The sequence below is a fragment of the Streptomyces sp. L2 genome, from assembly GCF_004124325.1.
Lineage (GTDB): Bacteria > Actinomycetota > Actinomycetes > Streptomycetales > Streptomycetaceae > Streptomyces.
In genome coordinates this window covers 4460307-4477198 of sequence record NZ_QBDT01000001.1, presented here as the reverse complement: position 1 = coordinate 4477198, position 16892 = coordinate 4460307, and the positions used below count along the sequence as shown (strand labels likewise).

Annotated in this window: 13 protein-coding genes and 2 pseudogenes; 9 read left to right on the top strand and 6 right to left on the bottom strand. The window is 70.9% G+C overall.

Translation table 11 applies throughout. From position 1 onward, the window contains the following. Positions 1 to 10: 10 nt before the first annotated feature. Positions 11 to 1198, top strand: coding sequence for a flotillin family protein (locus DBP14_RS19990; protein WP_129308528.1), 1188 nt, complete (start codon positions 11 to 13; stop codon positions 1196 to 1198). Between the two features lie 449 nt (positions 1199 to 1647). Here the strand turns inward: DBP14_RS19990 and DBP14_RS19985 are convergent, their stop codons facing one another. Continuing rightward, positions 1648 to 2082, bottom strand: coding sequence for a lamin tail domain-containing protein (locus DBP14_RS19985; RefSeq protein WP_129308527.1), 435 nt, complete (start codon positions 2080 to 2082; stop codon positions 1648 to 1650). 253 nt (positions 2083 to 2335) lie between these two features. Then, positions 2336 to 3337, bottom strand: coding sequence for a M23 family metallopeptidase (locus tag DBP14_RS19980; protein ID WP_164992365.1), 1002 nt, complete (start codon positions 3335 to 3337; stop codon positions 2336 to 2338). Between the two features lie 267 nt (positions 3338 to 3604). Between DBP14_RS19980 and DBP14_RS19975 the strand changes: the two genes are divergently transcribed. The 4 genes and pseudogenes from DBP14_RS19975 to DBP14_RS19955 form a co-directional block, all read left to right on the top strand. Continuing rightward, complete coding sequence (locus DBP14_RS19975; RefSeq protein WP_129308525.1) at positions 3605 to 4531, top strand: slipin family protein; 927 nt, start codon at positions 3605 to 3607, stop codon at positions 4529 to 4531. Between the two features lie 128 nt (positions 4532 to 4659). Continuing rightward, positions 4660 to 5178, top strand: coding sequence for a glutathione peroxidase (locus DBP14_RS19970; protein WP_129308524.1), 519 nt, complete (start codon positions 4660 to 4662; stop codon positions 5176 to 5178). A gap of 83 nt (positions 5179 to 5261) precedes the next feature. Further along, positions 5262 to 5504, top strand: a pseudogene (locus DBP14_RS19965) (MerR family transcriptional regulator); the annotation flags it as partial. 191 nt (positions 5505 to 5695) lie between these two features. After that, positions 5696 to 6316: pseudogene (locus tag DBP14_RS19955) on the top strand (GyrI-like domain-containing protein); the annotation flags it as partial. Positions 6317 to 6452: 136 nt separating this feature from the next. Here DBP14_RS19955 and DBP14_RS19950 read toward each other — a convergent pair. The 3 genes from DBP14_RS19950 to DBP14_RS19940 all read right to left on the bottom strand — a co-directional run bounded on the left by DBP14_RS19950 (position 6453) and on the right by DBP14_RS19940 (position 8708). After that, entirely contained in the window at positions 6453 to 6644 is a 192-nt protein-coding gene (locus DBP14_RS19950; protein WP_129308523.1) for a DUF397 domain-containing protein, read from the bottom strand. 199 nt (positions 6645 to 6843) lie between these two features. Continuing rightward, on the bottom strand, positions 6844 to 7701 hold the full coding sequence (locus DBP14_RS19945) for a helix-turn-helix transcriptional regulator (RefSeq protein ID WP_129308522.1): 858 nt from the start codon (positions 7699 to 7701) through the stop codon (positions 6844 to 6846). A 245-nt stretch (positions 7702 to 7946) separates the two neighbouring features. Continuing rightward, positions 7947 to 8708 carry a GPP34 family phosphoprotein gene (locus DBP14_RS19940; protein ID WP_129308521.1) on the bottom strand — a complete coding sequence of 254 codons (762 nt, stop codon included), beginning with the start codon at positions 8706 to 8708 and terminating at the stop codon, positions 7947 to 7949. A gap of 230 nt (positions 8709 to 8938) precedes the next feature. Here DBP14_RS19940 and DBP14_RS19935 point away from each other — a divergent pair, with 230 nt between their 5' ends. Together DBP14_RS19935 and DBP14_RS19930 are read left to right on the top strand one after the other, a co-directional pair. Next, positions 8939 to 11206 carry a D-alanyl-D-alanine carboxypeptidase gene (locus DBP14_RS19935; RefSeq protein ID WP_164992528.1) on the top strand — a complete coding sequence of 756 codons (2268 nt, stop codon included), beginning with the start codon at positions 8939 to 8941 and terminating at the stop codon, positions 11204 to 11206. Positions 11207 to 11387: 181 nt separating this feature from the next. Further along, entirely contained in the window at positions 11388 to 13361 is a 1974-nt protein-coding gene (locus DBP14_RS19930; protein ID WP_206739308.1) for an MFS transporter, read from the top strand. Between the two features lie 25 nt (positions 13362 to 13386). Here DBP14_RS19930 and DBP14_RS19925 read toward each other — a convergent pair whose 3' ends face one another. After that, positions 13387 to 14229: a hypothetical protein gene (locus DBP14_RS19925; protein WP_129308519.1), complete on the bottom strand. Its 843-nt coding sequence runs from the start codon at positions 14227 to 14229 to the stop codon at positions 13387 to 13389. Positions 14230 to 14317: 88 nt separating this feature from the next. Between DBP14_RS19925 and DBP14_RS19920 the strand changes: the two genes are divergently transcribed. After that, complete coding sequence (locus tag DBP14_RS19920; protein ID WP_129311974.1) at positions 14318 to 15106, top strand: SDR family oxidoreductase; 789 nt, start codon at positions 14318 to 14320, stop codon at positions 15104 to 15106. A 126-nt stretch (positions 15107 to 15232) separates the two neighbouring features. Further along, positions 15233 to 16789, top strand: coding sequence for a sodium:solute symporter family protein (locus DBP14_RS19915; protein ID WP_129308518.1), 1557 nt, complete (start codon positions 15233 to 15235; stop codon positions 16787 to 16789). Positions 16790 to 16892 lie beyond the last annotated feature (103 nt).

Sequence of the window (16892 nt, the reverse complement as noted above, 5' to 3'; positions counted from 1 at the left end):
GAGTACGAGCATGTTCGGTTATCGCGTCCCCGCCCCCGACGAGGCGATGTTGATCTCGGGGGGTAGGCGGGGACTGGGGGGCGCGCCGTTCCGGGTGGTGACGGGGCACGGCAAGTTCGTGCTCCCGGTCTTCCGCAAGGTCCGCTTCCTCACCCTGTCCATGTGCGAGTCCGAGGTCACCGAGACCTGTGTGACCAAGCAGGGCATCGCGTTGCACGTCCGCGCGGTCATCGCCTTCAAGGTCGGCAACGACCACGAGAGCATCATCAACGCGGGCCAGCGGTTCCTCTCCGACCAGGACCAGATGTCGGTGCTCACCGGCCGGATCTTCGCCGGCCATCTGCGGGCCATCATCGGCTCGATGACGGTCGAGGAGATCGTCACCGAGCGGCAGAAGCTGGCCGCGGAGGTCCTGGACACCTCCAAGACGGAGATGGCGAAGATCGGCCTGATCGTCGACTCGCTGCAGATCCAGTCGATCGACGACGGCGACACCGGCTACATCGACGCGATGTCCGCACCCCACAAGGCGGCCATCCAGCGGCAGGCGCAGATCGCCCAGGCGCAGGCCACCCAGGCCTCGGTCGAGGCGGAGCAGGCCGCGGCGCGCAACCAGGCGGAGTACGCCCGGCAGACCGCCATCGTCCAGGCGGAGTACTCGGCCGAGGTGGACCGCGCCCAGGCGCAGGCCGCGCAGGCCGGACCGCTGGCGCAGGCCCACGCCCAGCAGGAGGTGCTGGCCGCCCAGACGGAACTGGCCCAGCGCCAGGCCAAGCTGCGTCAGCAGCAGCTGGTGGCCGAGGTGGTGAAGCCGGCGGAGGCCGAGGCCGAGCGGGTCAGGATCCTCGCGGCCGCCGAGGCGCAGCGGATGAAGATCCAGGCGGAGGCGGCGGCGTCGTACGACCGGGTGGCGCTCGACCGGATGCTGATCGACCAGCTCCCGCAGATCGTCAAGGAGGCCGCCGGCGGCCTCGCGGGCGCCAACGTCAACGTCCTCAACGGCGCGGACGGCCTCGGCGAGATCGCCGCCGGCCTGGTGTCGCAGGGCCTGACCATCCTCGACTCGGTGCGGCAGAACCTGAGCGGCCCGGACTCCGACGGTCACCGCCCCGAGGAGAACAAGAGCAACGGCAGCATGCTCCAGCTGCCGGGCGCCAAGGGCCGCAAGTCGGACGACGGTCCGGTGGACGTCGACTAGGGCCTGTCGTCAAATTCCCGCCGTCCGCCCGGAGGGCGGGCCTCGCGCCCGCCCTCCGACGGGGGCACCTCCCGCGCGAGCGAAGCCGAGCGCGGGGGAGGCCGATGTCGCCGTAGGTGCGTGCTCTGGGGGTCCCCCCGGCCGGAGGCTGGGGGAGTGCCGGGCCCTGATCCTCGTACTGGACGTACTTGGGTCAGGGCCCGGTGCGGCGAGTGGGGGCACCTCCCGGCCGGAGGCGGGGGGAGCGTGCATGGCGTCGCGGGGCTGGGGGCACCTCCCGGCCGAAGGCTGGGGGAGGGAATGTGACGACAGGGCCTAGGCCGGGCGGACATCAGCGGCTGTCCGGCGGACAGCGGCTGGTCAAAGGCCGAGGCCCACGACTCCGAGCAGGTCGGAGTCGTGGGCCTCGGGCGTGGTGTCAGGAAACGTGGCCGCCGGGGGCGGTCAGATCAGTGGTGGCGACGGTCGTGGCCCCAGGAGGCATCGGCGACGAAGCGGCCGTGCTCGTTGCGCAGGGTCGCGGTGTCGCGGCTGTCCCAGACCGCCTTGCGGCGGTCCTGGAAGAGGTCACGGCGGGTGTCGCGGCCGTAGCCGGTGTGGACGCGGACCGTGGCGTGACCGCCCAGGGTGTAGTGGTGGAAGGTGTAGGTGTGGCCGGCACGGTCGGAGAGCTTCCAGCCGCTGAGGTTGACCGCACGCCGCGAGTCGTTGGTGATGGCCACCCACTCCTGGTTCAGGGCGCGGACGCCGCGACCGGAGTCGGCGTGTACGCCGCTGATGCGGACGGTGCTGTGGTGCGGCCGGGCCGTCGGGTGGCCGGCAGCCGCGGCCGGCAGGGCCGTGACGGCCATGGCGGCGGCCGCCACGGCGGCGACGGCGGTCATGCGACGCACAGAAGCGGAAACGGTCACGAGGAACTCCTACAGAGGTCCAGAGCACCACGTGGCTGCGGACACCGAAGCGCCGCCAACCGGGCGGTGGTGCGTTGTGCGGGTGGCGGCCGGATGACCGCGCACGCACACTCTGCAATCCGGGCGACCGGTTCTGGGGGATTTACGGACCCCATTACCTTTCCAGAACATTTCTGTGACTCTCCGCTCGAATATGCAGGTAAGAGAGGATACGCGCGTAGCAGGCTCAGGGACGGGCCGACGCCCGCCGGCGGGCCGTTCGAGTCATCCGTGTCGTTCGAACCGTCCGGCCCCGGTACAGCCGGCCCGGCACGTCACTGAACGCCAGGTCCAGCCCCACGCCGTCGCGTTCGGCGTGCAGGTGCAGGTGGGGCTCGGTGGAGTTGCCGCTGTTGCCCACCTCGCCGAGGAGTTGGCCCGCCTCGACCTCGTCGCCCGCGCGCACCCTCAGCGAACCCGGCCGCAGATGGGCCAGCTTGACGATCTCCCGCCCGGTGTCGATGAACACGTGGTTGCCGTACAGGGGTTGGCGGCGGACGGCGCCCGGACGCTGGTCCTCGATGCCGTCGCCGGCGGAGACGACACGCCCCCGGCAGGGAGCGAACACCGGGCGCCCGTAGGCGGCGTACGCCGTCACGTCGGCGCGGTCGCGGGCGCTGCGGGTGCCGTAGCGGCCCAGGCCCGTCAGGTCCACGGCGCCGCGCTGCTCGGGGAAGGGGGCGTGGTGGTTGATCAGGCGGCCCCCGCCATGGACGACGTACCAGGTGCCCTCCAGCGGAAAGCGGAGCGGCCGCGACAACGGAGCGCCCCAGCGGTGCAGCCGGGCCCGGGCGACGGCGGCGAGCGCGACCGCCAGGAGCACCAGCGAGACCAGCGGGTACGACAGGTCGTGGCCCGCCCTGAGGGACGGCAGGCGGCACACCGAGAGGACGGCCGCCAGGCCCACGCCCTCCACCGTACGGCGGACCAGGCGCGGGTGCTGCGCCGGTGCGCCCAGGCCCTCCAGCACCACGAAGAAGGCCGTCAGAGTGGCCATCGACGCGAACCAGGACACGCGGTCGCCCGCGGTCCAGACACTCAGAACGGTCCAGGCGGGAAACAGGAACGGCAGCAGGGACAGCAGCAGCCGATACGACAGCCGGACGAGCCGCAGGGCACGGCGGCGGACGGTCTCGTGCTCCTCCGGCGGGCCGTCCGTGGCCCCCGGTCCAGGTGTCCGCTCTCCCACGTCTCCTGCTCCCCCGACGACTCGACGGGCACGGCTGGCACGGCGATACGGCCGTACGGTCATACGCCGCTACGACGATGGGGAAGACGGCCGGTGGGACGTGGAGGTTGGTCCGTCATCCTGCCCGGCGTCTTTACGGATTCCTGACGCCGGCCCTCGCATCCAAAGCCCCCGCGCCGGTGTCCTTCTCCTTGTCCGGAACCCGTCAGAAGCGGGTCCGGAGCCGGTCCGGAACCGGACCGACATCGCGTTGGAGAATGGAGTGCCATGGAAGGCGCTGTCATCGCAGTCGTGATCGCGGCCGTACTCGTGCTGCTCGTGCTGCGGAGCGGGATGCGGGTCGTGAACCAGGTCGAGCGCGGGGTCGTGTTCCGGTGGGGCAAGGCGCTGCCGGGCTACCGGCAGCCGGGCATCACCTTCCTCATTCCGTTCGCCGACCGGATGCGCAAGGTCAACACCCAGGTGATGACCATGCCGGTGCCCACGCAGGAGGGCATCACCAAGGACAACGTGTCCGTGAAGGTCGACGCCGTCGTCTACTTCCGGGTGACCGACCCGGCCCGCGCCGCCATCGAGGTGCAGGACTACGTCTTCGCCGTCGGCCAGGTCGCCCAGTCCTCCCTGCGGTCCATCATCGGCAAGAGCGACCTGGACGACCTGCTGACCGACCGGGAGCGGCTGCACGAGGGACTCGCCCTGATGATCGACAGCCCGGCCGCCGGGTGGGGCGTCCACATCGACCGCGTCGAGATCAAGGACGTCCAGCTGCCCGAGTCGCTGAAGCGGTCCATGTCCCGGCAGGCGGAGGCGGAACGGGAGCGGCGGGCGCGCGTCATCACCGCCGACGGCGAGTTCCAGGCGGCGCAGCAGCTCGCCAACGCCTCGCGGATCATGTCCGACTCCCCCGAGGCGATGCAGCTCAGGCTGCTCCAGACCGTCGTCGAGGTGGCCGCCGAGAAGAACTCCACCCTCGTGATGCCCTTCCCCGTAGAACTCCTCCGCTACTTCGACCGCGCCACAAAGCGCATCGACGCCGACCTGGAGAACCTGGACAAGCCCGCGGAGCCGACCAGCACGAAGACCCCGATGACCGCGGCGATGGAAGCCCTGACCAAGATCGCCACAGAGGCCCTGCCACCGGCCGAGGAGACTCCGGCCCTCTCCCCCGAGCACCCTGCAACAGACGCCAGCTGATCCGCGCCCAAGGGGCGCGGGGCTGTATCGATGTGCGGCTCCGCCGCGTGGGCGCGACCAGCCACAACGGCGCCGCAGCCGAAGAGCCACCGCACCGGCCCCCACCCCACTGCGCCTACCATCCGCACATGACGAACACCGACCACACCGACCACAACACCCCCGTCCTGGACGGAGTCCAGATCAACTCCCTCCAGGGCGGCCCGGCAGACCTCGCCCAATACGCCGGCCAGGCGATCCTCCTCGTGAACGTCGCGTCCAAGTGCGGCCTCACCCCCCAGTACACGGGCCTGGAGAAGCTCCAGGCCCGCTACGCCGCGAAGGGCTTCACCGTGCTCGGCGTCCCCTGCAACCAGTTCGCCGGGCAGGAGCCGGGCGGCGCCGAGGAGATCGCCGAGTTCTGTTCGGCGACGTACGGCGTGACGTTCCCGCTGACCGAGAAGGCCGAGGTGAACGGCGAGGGCCGGCACGAGCTGTACCGGCGGCTCGTCGGGTTCGCCGACGCCGAGGGGCACAGCGGGGACATCCGCTGGAACTTCGAGAAGTTCCTGATCGGCCGCGACGGCACGGTCGTCGCCCGGTTCTCCCCGCAGACCGAACCGGAGTCCGCCGAAATCGTCACGGCGATCGAGGCCCAGCTCGGCTGACCCGGCGGGCTGACGGCCGGCCGGTTGACCTTGTCCCTGGGTCAGGGCCGAGCGTTCTCGTCACCGGGCGGCGGAACCGTCCGGTGACGGAGGATGACACGGTGGACGAGGACCTGCTCACCATCGGCGCGTTCGCGGCGCGGGCCCGGCTGTCGGCCAAGGCCCTGCGGCTGTACGACCGGCTCGGTCTGCTGGCGCCCGCGCACGTCGACGCGGCCAGCGGCTACCGCTACTACCGCGCCGGCCAGGTGGCGCGTGCCCGGCTCGTGGCTCTGCTGCGGCAGCTGGACATGCCGCTCGCCCGGATCGCCGAGGTGGTCGCGGCCTAGGTCCTGTCGTCAAATTCCCGCCGTCCGCCCGGAGGGCGGGCCCCGCGGCGTCAGGTGCGTGCTCTCGGCGCGCCGGGCCCTGATCCTCGTACTGGACGTACTTGGGTCAGGGCCCGGCGCGGCGAGAGTGCGTGCATGGCGTCGCGGGGCAGGCGGGAATTTGACGACAGGGCCTAGGGGGCCCCGAGGCCGCCCGCCTGCTCGCCGCCTACTGGGCGGACGTGGAGGCCAGGGTGGCCGGGCAGCGTGCGCTCGCCGCGTACCTCCGTGGACGACTGTCAGGGAGGAGCCCCGAGATGTACGGCGAGTTCGTGGTCGAGACGGTGGACGTACCGGCGCAGGTGGTGATCAGCGAGTCGCGGCACACGCTGGCGGACGAGTTGCCCGCGTGGATCGACGCGTCGCTGGGGCGGCTGGAGGAGGCCGCGCGGGAGTGCGGGGGCATGGCCGGGCCGCCGTTCGTCGTCTACCACTCCGAGGTATCGATGGAGAGCGACGGGCCCGCCGAGTCGTGCGTGCCCGTGGCGGACGAGGCGGCGGCGCGCGCCTGGGTGGAGCGGCACGGGGGGCCGCGGGGGGCCAGGGTGCGGGTGGAGCCGGCGCGCAGGCTGGCGTACACCCGGATCACCAAGGCGCAGGTGGCGCAGCCGCAGATCCTCGCCGCGTTCGAGGCGGTGGAGCAGTGGATGGGCGGGGAGGGCCTGGAGTACGACGGTCCGTGCCGGGAGGTCTACTTCGCCGACTGGACGTCGGCGGGGGCCGAGGACTCGGTGTGTGACGTGGCGTTCCCGGTGAAGCGGACGAAGTAGCGGAGTACCGGCGGCAACGCCGGAGCCCTCTCGGCAAGGACGGCGACTGGTCGAGAGGGCTCTGGGGTGATGCCTGTGCGGTTGTGGTGCAGTTGTCGGTCCTGCGTGTCTACGGCGGTGGGTCAGGGAGAGCCCCCTAGGCCTTGACCGAGGTCACGAAGGCGTTCCAGGCGTCGGCCGGGAAGGCCAGGTTCGGACCCTGGGGGACCTTGGAGTCGCGTACGGCGAGTTCAGCCGTGGTGGGCGACTTGACCTCGACGCAGGCTCCGTTCCCTGCGGAGTAGGAGGACTTCGTCCACGTCTCGGTGGCGCCCTGAAGCAGTGCCATGTCCACTCCTGTTGCGAGTTGCGGTGGTGCGATTCACGCCAACCGTGTCGGCTGATTGGCGTGATCGACGCTACCGGGCAACTTCCTCCGCTGGAGTAGTCGTTCACTCAACTGGATGGCATATTCCAGGTGAGCCTTCCGTGGGAGCGATACGCCAGTGTACGATCCGGCGCCACACGCCCCAGGACCCTTACCGCTCCTACTCGGCGTACTCTTTGGCCACCCTCGCGATGTATTGCCGGGATTGCTCCACATTGAGGGACTGTGCCCGCAAGTGCTCGTACATCACGGCGTACTTCTGCACGTCCTGCGCCTTCTCCAGGTACAGGTCGCTGGTGACGCCCTCCAGGTAGACCACGCTGGAGTCGGCCGCGTCGGAGAACTCCAGGATCGCGTACTGCCCGTTGAGCCCGGGATGCGCGCCCACCTCGAACGGCAGCACCTGCACGGTGACATGGGGCAGCTGGGACATCTCGATGAGGTGCTCCAGCTGCTCGCGCATCACCAGCTTGCTGCCGACGATGCGGCGCAGCGCGGCCTCGTCGAGCACGACCCAGAGCCGAAGGGGGTTGTTCTCGGCGGTGATACGTTCCTGTCGGCGCATGCGCACGTTGACGCGCTTCTCGATGTCGGCCGCCGACGTCTCCGGCAACGCGCCCTGCACCAGGGCCTCCGCGTACGCCTTGGTCTGCAACAGGCCGGTCACCAGCTGCGGTTCGTACACCCGCAGGGACTCCGCGTCCGTCTCCAGGCCGATGTAGACGCTGTACGGGATGTCGCCGAACGCGTGCCACCAGCCCTGTTGCCGGGAGTCGCGCGCCATCTCCATCAGGGAGTCGACGATCCGCTGGTCCTCGACCTCGTACACCCCGCACAGGTCGCGCACATCGCGCTGGCTGATGCTTCTGCGGCCGTTCTCCAGCCGACTGATCTTCGACTGCGACACCAGCAGTCGTTCCGCCACTTCCTCGGCCGTCATGCCCTTGAGCTCGCGGAGCCTGCGCAGCTCCTGGCCCAGCCGGCGTCGCCTGACGGTGGGGTTGACATTGGACGCCACGGGACGTGCACCTCCGGCTGCATGGCTGTCTTGACACTTTCCGTATCTGCTGTTGAGCAGACTGCCACCAAGGTGCTTCCTACCGCTGGGAAACGGTGGATATGCGGCGCGTACGCGTCAGTTCGGGCACGGATGTTCCCGGTCGGCCCCGGGTGCGGGCGCGGTCGAGCGGGGCGGCGGGACCATGCGTGTCCCGCCGCCCCGCTCGAACGGACGGCTGCGGTGCGGGCCTGGGGCCGGGCCGCTCAGTGGGCCACGACGCGGGCCGCTATGGGCGACGACCCCCGGTGCGGCTGCATCGGCACCCCGCGCGCGGGTTCGGCGGTGCGGCCGCCGGGCCCTGCCGGGCGGCCCGCCGAGGCGGCGCCTCGGCGTGTCTGGGCACCGGCGCCGTTCTGCACGTCCATCACGGCGTGCGCGACCAGCCCGCCCATCGGGTCGTGCCGGATGAGGTCCCGCAGCCGGGAGCGGGACGAGCGTCCCTCGTTCCCCGGGTACAGGTGCTTGCCGAGCCCGACGGCGTGCGCGAGCGCGGCCAGCGCCGCGGTCCGCGGGTCCGGCGGCACGCCGGTGCGGATCGCCGAGTCCAGCCGGGCCCTGATCTCCCGGCTGATGGCGTTGTCCGTCGCCTGGTAGCGCGTCGTCGGCAGCACCCCGCACATCTGGCCGGCCACGGCGTGCACCATGCCGCACCGCTCCAGATGCGACAGATAGGTCTGCCGGAGCCCCAGCCGGGGCCCGCCGATCCAGTGGACGGCCCGTACCGGAGCGCCGCGCCTTCGCAGCAGCTCCAACGCGCAGTCCAGGGTCGGATCTCCTGTCGGCCGTGGCACCACCACGGCGATACGATCCCCGTCTGGGGCTATCCGTCCGGCCAGCGCCAGCTCCACTAGCTGTGCTCCGGCCAGACCGAGGTCGAGCGACTGCGGCTGCGCAGTGGTACCCGTGGTCGGGTCCAGTGCGAGCAACAGAAGCTCCTCCGGAATTGTTCTGCGGCTCCTGCCCATCCATGCCTCCCCGCGTGGATGAATGACAGGGTGACCCCTCTCACATTCATCTGTCGAGGGTGCGTGACCGGTTCGTAGTGGAACCGGTAGGTATGTCGTTCTCGTCTACCGCGTGGGACAAGCCCGCACACAGGACACTGGTACATGGTTCGGACAGTGGCGGTGCGGTGCTGTCCGGTGGGTCGGTTGGTCAGACGCGCACGCAGGGGCGTGCGGTGGAGGAGGCATCGGTGGCGGGCGAGTCCCCCGACAGGTCGAAGCAGCGCGAGTCGTCGGCAGAACCGACGCCGGGGAGCGGGCCATCGGTTCCCGAGGCACGTGATCCCCGGCTGGCGGTGTCCCGCGAACGGGACTCCGCCGAGGGCACCCCGGACACCTCGACGAAGATCCTCTCGATCCGCGACACCAAGTCCGCCGACGACGACGCCGACCTCCGCGAGGCAGTCTCGGCCTGGGTCCGCAGCTCCGCGAAGCAGGACGCTGCCGCTGAGGAAACGACCGACGAGGCCGAGCCCGCTTCCGCGGAGGCAGCCAAGGAGGACGAGACCGAGAAGGCCCCCGCGGAGCCCGCGACCCCGGACACAAAGCCGGAACCGGAGGACGACGACGCCCCGCACGCCGCCGACGGCGAGGACGCCCCACAGGGGCCACCGTCAGCCGACGACGAGACCCGCACGGGTGGTGCGGGCGGGAACGAGGACGCCGAAGGCGAAGCCGAGGCGGCACCGGCGGACGACGCCCCGCACGCCGCCGACGGCGAGGACGCCCCACAGGGGCCACGGTCAGCCGACGACGAGACCCGCACGGGTGGTGCGGGCGAGAACGAGGACGCCGAAGGCGAAGCCGACGCGCAACCGGCGGACGACGCCCCGCAAGCCGCCGACGGCGAGGACACCCCACAGGGGCCACCGTCAGCCGACGACGAGACCCGCACGGGTGGTGCGGGCGAGAACGAGGACGCCGAAGGCGAAGCCGAGGCGCAACCGGCGGACGCCCCGCAGGGACCCGCGGCCCCCCCGACCCCCCGGGACGGGATCGACCAGCCGACCGCCGTCTTCCAGACCCTCCGCCCCAAGAAGCCCCAGCCCGACCAGCCGACGACGATGCTCAAACTCGGCGCCCCCTCCAAGTTCGTCGAGCTGAAGCCGGACATCCCCGCCCCCACCACCCCCACCCCCCACGTGGGCCCGGAGCGCACGACCCAGCAGCCGCTGCCCCCGAAGCCCCCGCTCGACCTCCTGGCCGAGCTGACGAACACGCCGCCGCCCCCGGAGACCCCGGTCCGCACGATCGTCCGCCGGATCAAGATCTGGACCCCCCTGGTCCTCCTCCTGGCGATCATCTTCGCGGTCGTACAGACCCTCCGCCCGCTGCCGCAGCCCACCCTCGACCTCACCGCCGAGGACAGCTACACCTTCGACGGCAGCAAGCCCGACATCCCCTGGCCGGACACGGGACAGGCCGCGCTCGACGTCCAGGGCATCGGCAGCTTCGGCTCGTCCGGCACGCAGAAGCCCGTGCCGATCGCCAGCGTCGCCAAGGTCATGACCGCGTACATCATCCTGCGCGACCACCCGCTCAAGAGCGGCGCGAAGGGCCCGATGATCAAGATCGACCAGGCGGCCGAGGACCAGTCGGAGGCGGGTCAGGAGTCCACGGTCCACGTCACCGCCGGTGACCAGATCAGCGAGCGCGAGGCTCTGGAGGGCATCCTCATCGCGTCCGCGAACAACGTGGCCCGCCTCCTCGCCCGCTGGGACGCCCACTCCGAGAAGGCGTTCGTGGCGAAGATGAACGCCACCGCCAAGGACCTGGGCATGACCAACACGACGTACACCGACCCGTCCGGTCTGACGAACACCACGGTCAGCACGGCCGTGGACCAGGTGAAGCTGGCCAAGACCGCGATGACCGAGCCCGCCTTCCGCGAGGTCGCGGCGATGATGTCGTACGACGACTACAAGGGCGTCAACCACTCCAACTGGAACACGCTGGTCGGCCGGAACAACGTCGTCGGCATCAAGACCGGCACCACCACCTCCGCCCAGGGCAACCTGGTCTTCGCGGCGAAGCAGCAGGTCGGCGGCGAGACCCGGACCGTCATCGGCGCCGTGCTGCGCCAGCCCCCGGACCCGGTGCACCACTCCATCCTCGTGGGCGCGACGAACGCGGCGGACAAGCTGATCCGGGCCGGGCAGGGCGCCCTGAAGTCGGCGACGATCATCAAGAAGGGCACCGTCGTCGGGTACGTGGACGACGGTGTCGGGGGCCGGACGCCCGTCGTCGCCACCCAGGACGTGAGCGCGGCCGGCTGGGCGGGCCTGAAGGTGAAGCTGTCCTTCACCGCCGGTGACGTGCCGCACACCGCGAAGGCCGGGACCAAGGTGGGCCACCTCACCGTGGGCGACGGCTCGGCCGGTGCCGTGCAGGTGCCGGTGGCCCTGGAGAAGGACCTGACCGAGCCGGGCTTCCCGGCCAAGCTGACCCGCCTGGGCTGACCGCCCGGTCCGCCCCCACCGCACCCCGCCGACGGAGCCCCGCGGCGGGGTGCGTGCTAGCGTCACGAATCGGGGCAGCTCGCCGGTCGGGGGGACAGGGCCGCGAACTGGACATGAAGCGGCCGGGAACACCGAGGAACCCGGCCGAGAACAGAAGACGGGACACGGGGAGTGCCTTCAGGTGGCCACAGCGGAGCCGACACGCGCCGACGACGCCGAACCGGGCCCGGGATCCGGCCCGCGAATAAGCCTGTCCGCGCCTGACGCGGACAGGGACGCGGGCACAGGCGCCCGCACGGCCGAGAACCGGACCACGGACCGGACCACGGCCCGGACCACGCATCAGACCACGGTCCGGACCGCCGACCGGCCCGGCGCCACGCCGACCGCCACGGCAGGCGTCACCGCCGGCGCCGGGGACGGCGCCCGTCCGGGCCCGGGCAGGCGTGCCCGGTTCCTCGCCGCCCTCGAACCCCTCCGCCGCCGGATGCTGGTGCACCCCGCGCTGTCCGTCACCGCCCTGTCGGGCGTCCTGCACATCGTCTGGTTCTTCACGTTCGCGAACAGCGGCGGGGACCTCGCCGCCCAGGACGCCTGGGCGGAGTTCGTCGGCCGGCACCCGGACTCGGCGTACAACCTCGCCTGGTACGGCGGCATGCACCCGGTGTCGTACAGCGTCGTCTCCCCGTACCTGATGTCGCTCCTCGGTGTCCGTACGACGATGATGATCGCCGGGACCGTCTCGGCGGGCCTGCTGACGCTGATCCTGATCCGCTGCCGACCGGTGAAGAACCCCCTGTGGGCCTCGCTCGCCGGCGTCTTCGGCTTCCTCTGCAACGCCCTGTCCGGCCGTGTGACCTTCGGCCTGGGCACGATGTTCGCCCTCGGCTCGGTCGCCGCCGTGTTCTGCTGGCCGCACCGGTGGCGGTACAAGCGCTGGGCGAAGGGCCTGGTCGCCGCCCCGCTGGCCGCGCTCGCCACCATGGCCTCGCCGGTCGCGGGGCTGTTCGTGGGTCTGGTCGCGGTGGCCCTGTTCCTGCAGAAGCGACGGCCGGGCGCATGGTCGCTGGGTCTCGCCCCGGCTGCGGTGGTCGCCGTGTCGTGGTGGCTGTTCCCGTTCTCGGGCACCCAGCCGATGACGATCGGCTCGGTGATCCTGCCGCTGCTGTACGGCCTGCTGTGCCTGTTCCTCGTACCGAAGGAATGGGTCACCGTACGGTGGACGGCCGCCGTCTACAGCGTGGGCGTCGTCCTGGTGTGGCTGATCAGCTCCCAGATCGGCACGAACATCTCCCGGCTGCCGATGCTGTTCGCGGGCGCGACGCTGATCGCGGTGCTGCCGTACACGGTGCCGCGCTCGCGCAAGTGGTACGTGGCCGTGCTGGCCTTCTGGGGCTTCGTCGGCTGGATCGGCGTGAAGTCCGTCGACGACATCATCCACTCCGCCCCGGCCGCCTCCTGGGCCCGGGAGCTGGCACCGCTGGTCCACGAGCTGCAGAAGAGCGGCGCCGAGCGGGGGCGCGTCGAGGTGGTCCCGGCGCGCTCGCACCGCGAGGCCTCCGCGCTCGCGCCGTACGTCAACCTGGCCCGCGGCTGGAACCGGCAGGCCGACATGGAGCGCAACCCCCTCTTCTACGACGACACCCTCAACTCGGCGAACTACCACGAGTGGCTCCAGCGCTGGGCCGTGCACTTCGTGGTGCTGCCCAAGGGCGAGCCGGACCCGACCGGCGCCCAGCGCGAGCGGGCGCTGGTGCAGCGCGGGATGCCGTATCTGAAGCAGGTCTGGGGCGACGCCAACTGGCAGCTGTTCCAGGTGACCGACCCGACGCCGCTCGCCGAGCCCGACACGGTGGTGGACCGGGCCGAGCAGGGCGAGATGACACTGGACGTGCGCAAGCCGGGGCGGATCCTGATCCGGATCCCGTACTCGCCGTGGCTCAGCATCGTCGACGAGCACGGCAAGAGCCTGAAGCCGCCGCAGCGGGTGCAGGGGAACACGTACGTCAACGTCAACGGATGTCTGGCCGAGACGCCCGAGGACGCCAAGGGCGACAAGTGGACGATGCTGCTCGCGCCGAAGGCGGGGACGTACCGGCTGGCCGCGCCGTACCAGCTGCACCGGGGCACACCGTGTCCCGACGAGCTGAAGTAGCAGGATCCGCTCCGAGCCGCGCGGCTCAGCCGCGCAGCTCCGTCACGTACCGGTCCGTGCCCGGGACGGTCGGGACGAACGGGGCCATGAGCTGGAGCGTGCCGAGGCCGGTGGCGGCCAGCTCGCCGTCCAGGCCGGTGAAGTGCTCCTCCCAGCACTCCCTCGGGTCGCTCTCCAGGAACCACAGCAGGGTCAGCCGGGTGCCGACGCCCTCGACCTGTTTGACGTAGGTCATGCGGTCGCCGGGCAGGGGGGTGGGGCGGAAGACGGTCGCCATGGCAGCCGGGGAGCCCGCCAGGCGCGCCGGGAGGTGGCGGGTGTGCAGCCACCGCAGGAGCCGGTCGCGCTGCTCGGCGGACTCGGTGTCGACGACCTCCAGCACCAGGCCCGCGTAGGGGTGGTCGAGGGCGTGGTTGTCCCGGGGGCCGGCCGCGCCGTCGCGGTAGACGGTCAGCGCGTGGTCCTGGAACGCGGTGAAGACGTGGGTGCGATCGTGGTAGACGCGGGCGTCCCGGTTGAGGCGCTTGTTGATGGCCACCGTCCACTTCATGTGGTCGTCGTAGCGGCCGGCGGTGATCCAGTACGTGGAGAGGTAGCAGCCGGTCGTGACGGGCTGGGCGACCGCGGACTTCTCCGGGTAGCGCAGGAGCTGGAGTTCGCGGGTGGCGACCCAGCGGCGGCCGGCGTACATCCAGGGCATGGCCATCGCGCCGGCGTAGTAGTGGTCGTCCTCGTACCAGCGGTTGTACGCGTACTCGTGGCCCGGGTGCGGTTCGACCAGGGTGATCAGGGCGTGTCCGGGGCGGACGCCGTACGGGCCGACGGCGGCCAGGTCGGCGTACAGCTCGCTGCGGGTGTCGTCGCTCATGCGGTTCCCCTTTCCTGCGCTCGCCCATACTCTGACGCTCCGTCAGATGAAGCGCCAGGGTTCGGGAGGTCCCATGTCACCGCACTCCATGTCACTGCTCACGGGCAAGACCGTCGTCGTCTCCGGGGTCGGGGCCGGGCTGGGTCACCAGGTGGCGGCGGCGGTCGTACGGGACGGCGGGAACGCGGTGCTGGGGGCGCGCACCGAGGCGAACCTCGCGAAGAGCGCGGCCGAGATCGATCCGGGCGGCGCGCGTACGGCGTACCGGGCGACGGACATCACCGACGAGGGGCAGTGCGGGGCGCTGGCCGCGCTGGCCCGGGAGCGGTTCGGCGGGATCGACGCGCTGGTACAGGTGGCGGCGTGGGACTCCTACTTCGGCGGGGTCGAGGACGCGGACTTCGCGACCTGGCAGTCGGTCATCGACGTGAACCTGCTGGGGACGCTGCGGATGACGCGGGCCTGTCTGCCGGCACTGAAGGAGGGCGGGGGCGGGTCGGTGGTGTTCATCGGGACGCAGTCGGCCGTCGCGGCGCCCTCGCAGGTGCGTCAGGCCGCGTACGCGGCGTCGAAGGGGGCGCTGACGAGCGCGATGTACTCGCTGGCGCGGGAGCTGGGGCCGTACCGGATCCGCGTGAACACGGTGCTGCCGGGCTGGATGTGGGGGCCGCCGGTGCAGGCGTTCGTGCGGTTCACCGCGCAGACGGAGGGGGTGCCGGAGGCGGAGGTGCTGGGGCGGCTGACGGAGCGGATGGCACTGCCGGAGCTGGCGACGGACGGGGATGTGGCGGACGCGGCGGTGTTCCTGGCGTCGGACCGGGCGCGGGCCGTGACGGGGCAGTCGTTGCTGGTCAACGCGGGGGAGCTGATGCGGTGAGGGTGCGGGGCAGACACTGCGCTCGTTCCTGTATATGAACGAGGATCATCTCTCAGAACGATTTTACCGTCACTTGACTCTACTCTTGCTTGTCGTGTTCATGTGCCGAGACCCACGATCGGGCACATGAACAGTCTCGACTGGGCCGTGCTGATCGGCTATTTCGGTGTGATGGTCGCGATCGGTGTCTGGTCGCACAAGCGCGTGGACGATGTCAGCGACTTCTTCACGGCCGGCGGCAAGATGCCGTGGTGGCTCTCCGGCATCTCGCACCACATGTCGGGCTACAGCGCGGTGATGTTCACCGGGTACGCGGGCATCGCCTACACCTACGGTGTCACATCGTTCGTCACCTGGTCCCTCCCCATCGCCGTCGGCGTCGCCATCGGCTCCAGGCTGTTCGCGCCGCGCATCAACCGGCTGCGCTCACGGCTGCACGTGGCGTCGCCGCTCGAATACCTCAAGAACCGGTACGACCTGACCACGCAGCAGGCGCTCGCCTGGTCCGGGATGCTGCTGAAGATCGTGGACGTCGGCGCCAAGTGGGCCGCGATATCGACCCTGTTGTCGGTGTTCACCGGAATCTCGCTGAACCAGGGCATCCTCATCACCGGTGTGATCACCGCCGTGTACTGCACGATCGGCGGCCTGTGGGCGGACGCGCTGACCGAACTGGGGCAGTTCGTCATCCAGTTGCTGGCCGGTGTGTCGATGTTCGTCGCGGTCGTGCTGAAGCTGAACGACAAGCACATCGGCTTCTTCGGCGCGTGGGACGAGCCCGCCCTGCACGGCCACGGCAAGCCGCTGATCGGGCCCTACGGCACGGTGTTCCTGCTCGCCTTCCTCTTCATCAAGCTGTTCGAGTACAACGGCGGCATGCTCAACCAGGCCCAGCGCTACATGGCGACGGGCAGCGCCCGGGAGGCGGAGCGCGGAGCCCGGCTGTCGGCGGTGCTGTGGCTGGTCTGGCCGGTCGTCCTGTTCTTCCCGATGTGGGTGTCCCCGCTGCTGGTCCACGCGGCCAAGCCGGACGGCTCCGACTCCTACGCGCTGATGACCGAACAGCTGCTGCCGCACGGGCTGTTGGGGCTGGTCGTCGTCGGGTTCTTCTCGCACACCATGGCCATGTGCTCCTCCGACGCCAACGCGATCGCGGCGGTGTTCACGCGGGACGTGGCGCCGGTGATGTCGCGGCGGGCGCGGGCGTGGGGCGAGCGGTCCGGGCTGGTCGCCGCGCGCGTGACGACGGTGCTGTTCCTGGCGCTGTCGATGGCGGTGGCGACGCAGGTCGACTCCCCCACGTTCAAGGACATCATCACGGTGGTCATCAAGTGGGTGGCCGGTCTGATGGGGCCGATCGCGATCCCGATGATGCTGGGTCTGCTGCGGCCGTTCCGCCGGTCCGGGCCCACGGCCGCGCTCACCAGTTGGGGGCTGGGGCTGCTGGCCTTCTGGCTCGTCAACTACCCCATCAACTGGCAGGTCGACGGGGGCGTCCCGCTGGAGTACCAGGTGTCCGTCCCGCTGGCCGTCTCCCTGATCCTGTACATCCTGATCGGCTACGTGAAGCCCGAGGACACGCCTGCGCGGCTGGCGGTCATCGAGAAGGTCAACACGGACGGGGATGCGGTGGCGGTGGCGGCGGCGGCGGGGGTGAGCGAGGGCGCGGCGCCGTTGAGCTGAGGGTCCGTCGCCGGGTGCGGGTGCGCGAGTGAGTGCCGGCGCCTTGCCGAGTGCGGGTGCGCTGTGGCTTGTCGCGCAGTTCCCCGCGCCCCTTACGGGGCGC

Bases quoted from the DNA above. Each gene is read 5' to 3' on its own strand.
- DBP14_RS19950 (WP_129308523.1), bottom strand. From the start codon at position 6,644: ATGGCACTGCTTCAGGGCGCCACCGAGACGTGGACGAAGTCCTCCTAC.
- DBP14_RS19990 (WP_129308528.1), top strand. From the start codon at position 11: ATGTTCGGTTATCGCGTCCCCGCCCCCGACGAGGCGATGTTGATCTCG.
- DBP14_RS19940 (WP_129308521.1), bottom strand. From the start codon at position 8,708: ATGGGCAGGAGCCGCAGAACAATTCCGGAGGAGCTTCTGTTGCTCGCA.
- DBP14_RS19915 (WP_129308518.1), top strand. From the start codon at position 15,233: ATGAACAGTCTCGACTGGGCCGTGCTGATCGGCTATTTCGGTGTGATG.
- DBP14_RS19975 (WP_129308525.1), top strand. From the start codon at position 3,605: ATGGAAGGCGCTGTCATCGCAGTCGTGATCGCGGCCGTACTCGTGCTG.
- DBP14_RS19925 (WP_129308519.1), bottom strand. From the start codon at position 14,229: ATGAGCGACGACACCCGCAGCGAGCTGTACGCCGACCTGGCCGCCGTC.
- DBP14_RS19920 (WP_129311974.1), top strand. From the start codon at position 14,318: ATGTCACTGCTCACGGGCAAGACCGTCGTCGTCTCCGGGGTCGGGGCC.
- DBP14_RS19970 (WP_129308524.1), top strand. From the start codon at position 4,660: ATGACGAACACCGACCACACCGACCACAACACCCCCGTCCTGGACGGA.
- DBP14_RS19985 (WP_129308527.1), bottom strand. From the start codon at position 2,082: ATGACCGCCGTCGCCGCCGTGGCGGCCGCCGCCATGGCCGTCACGGCC.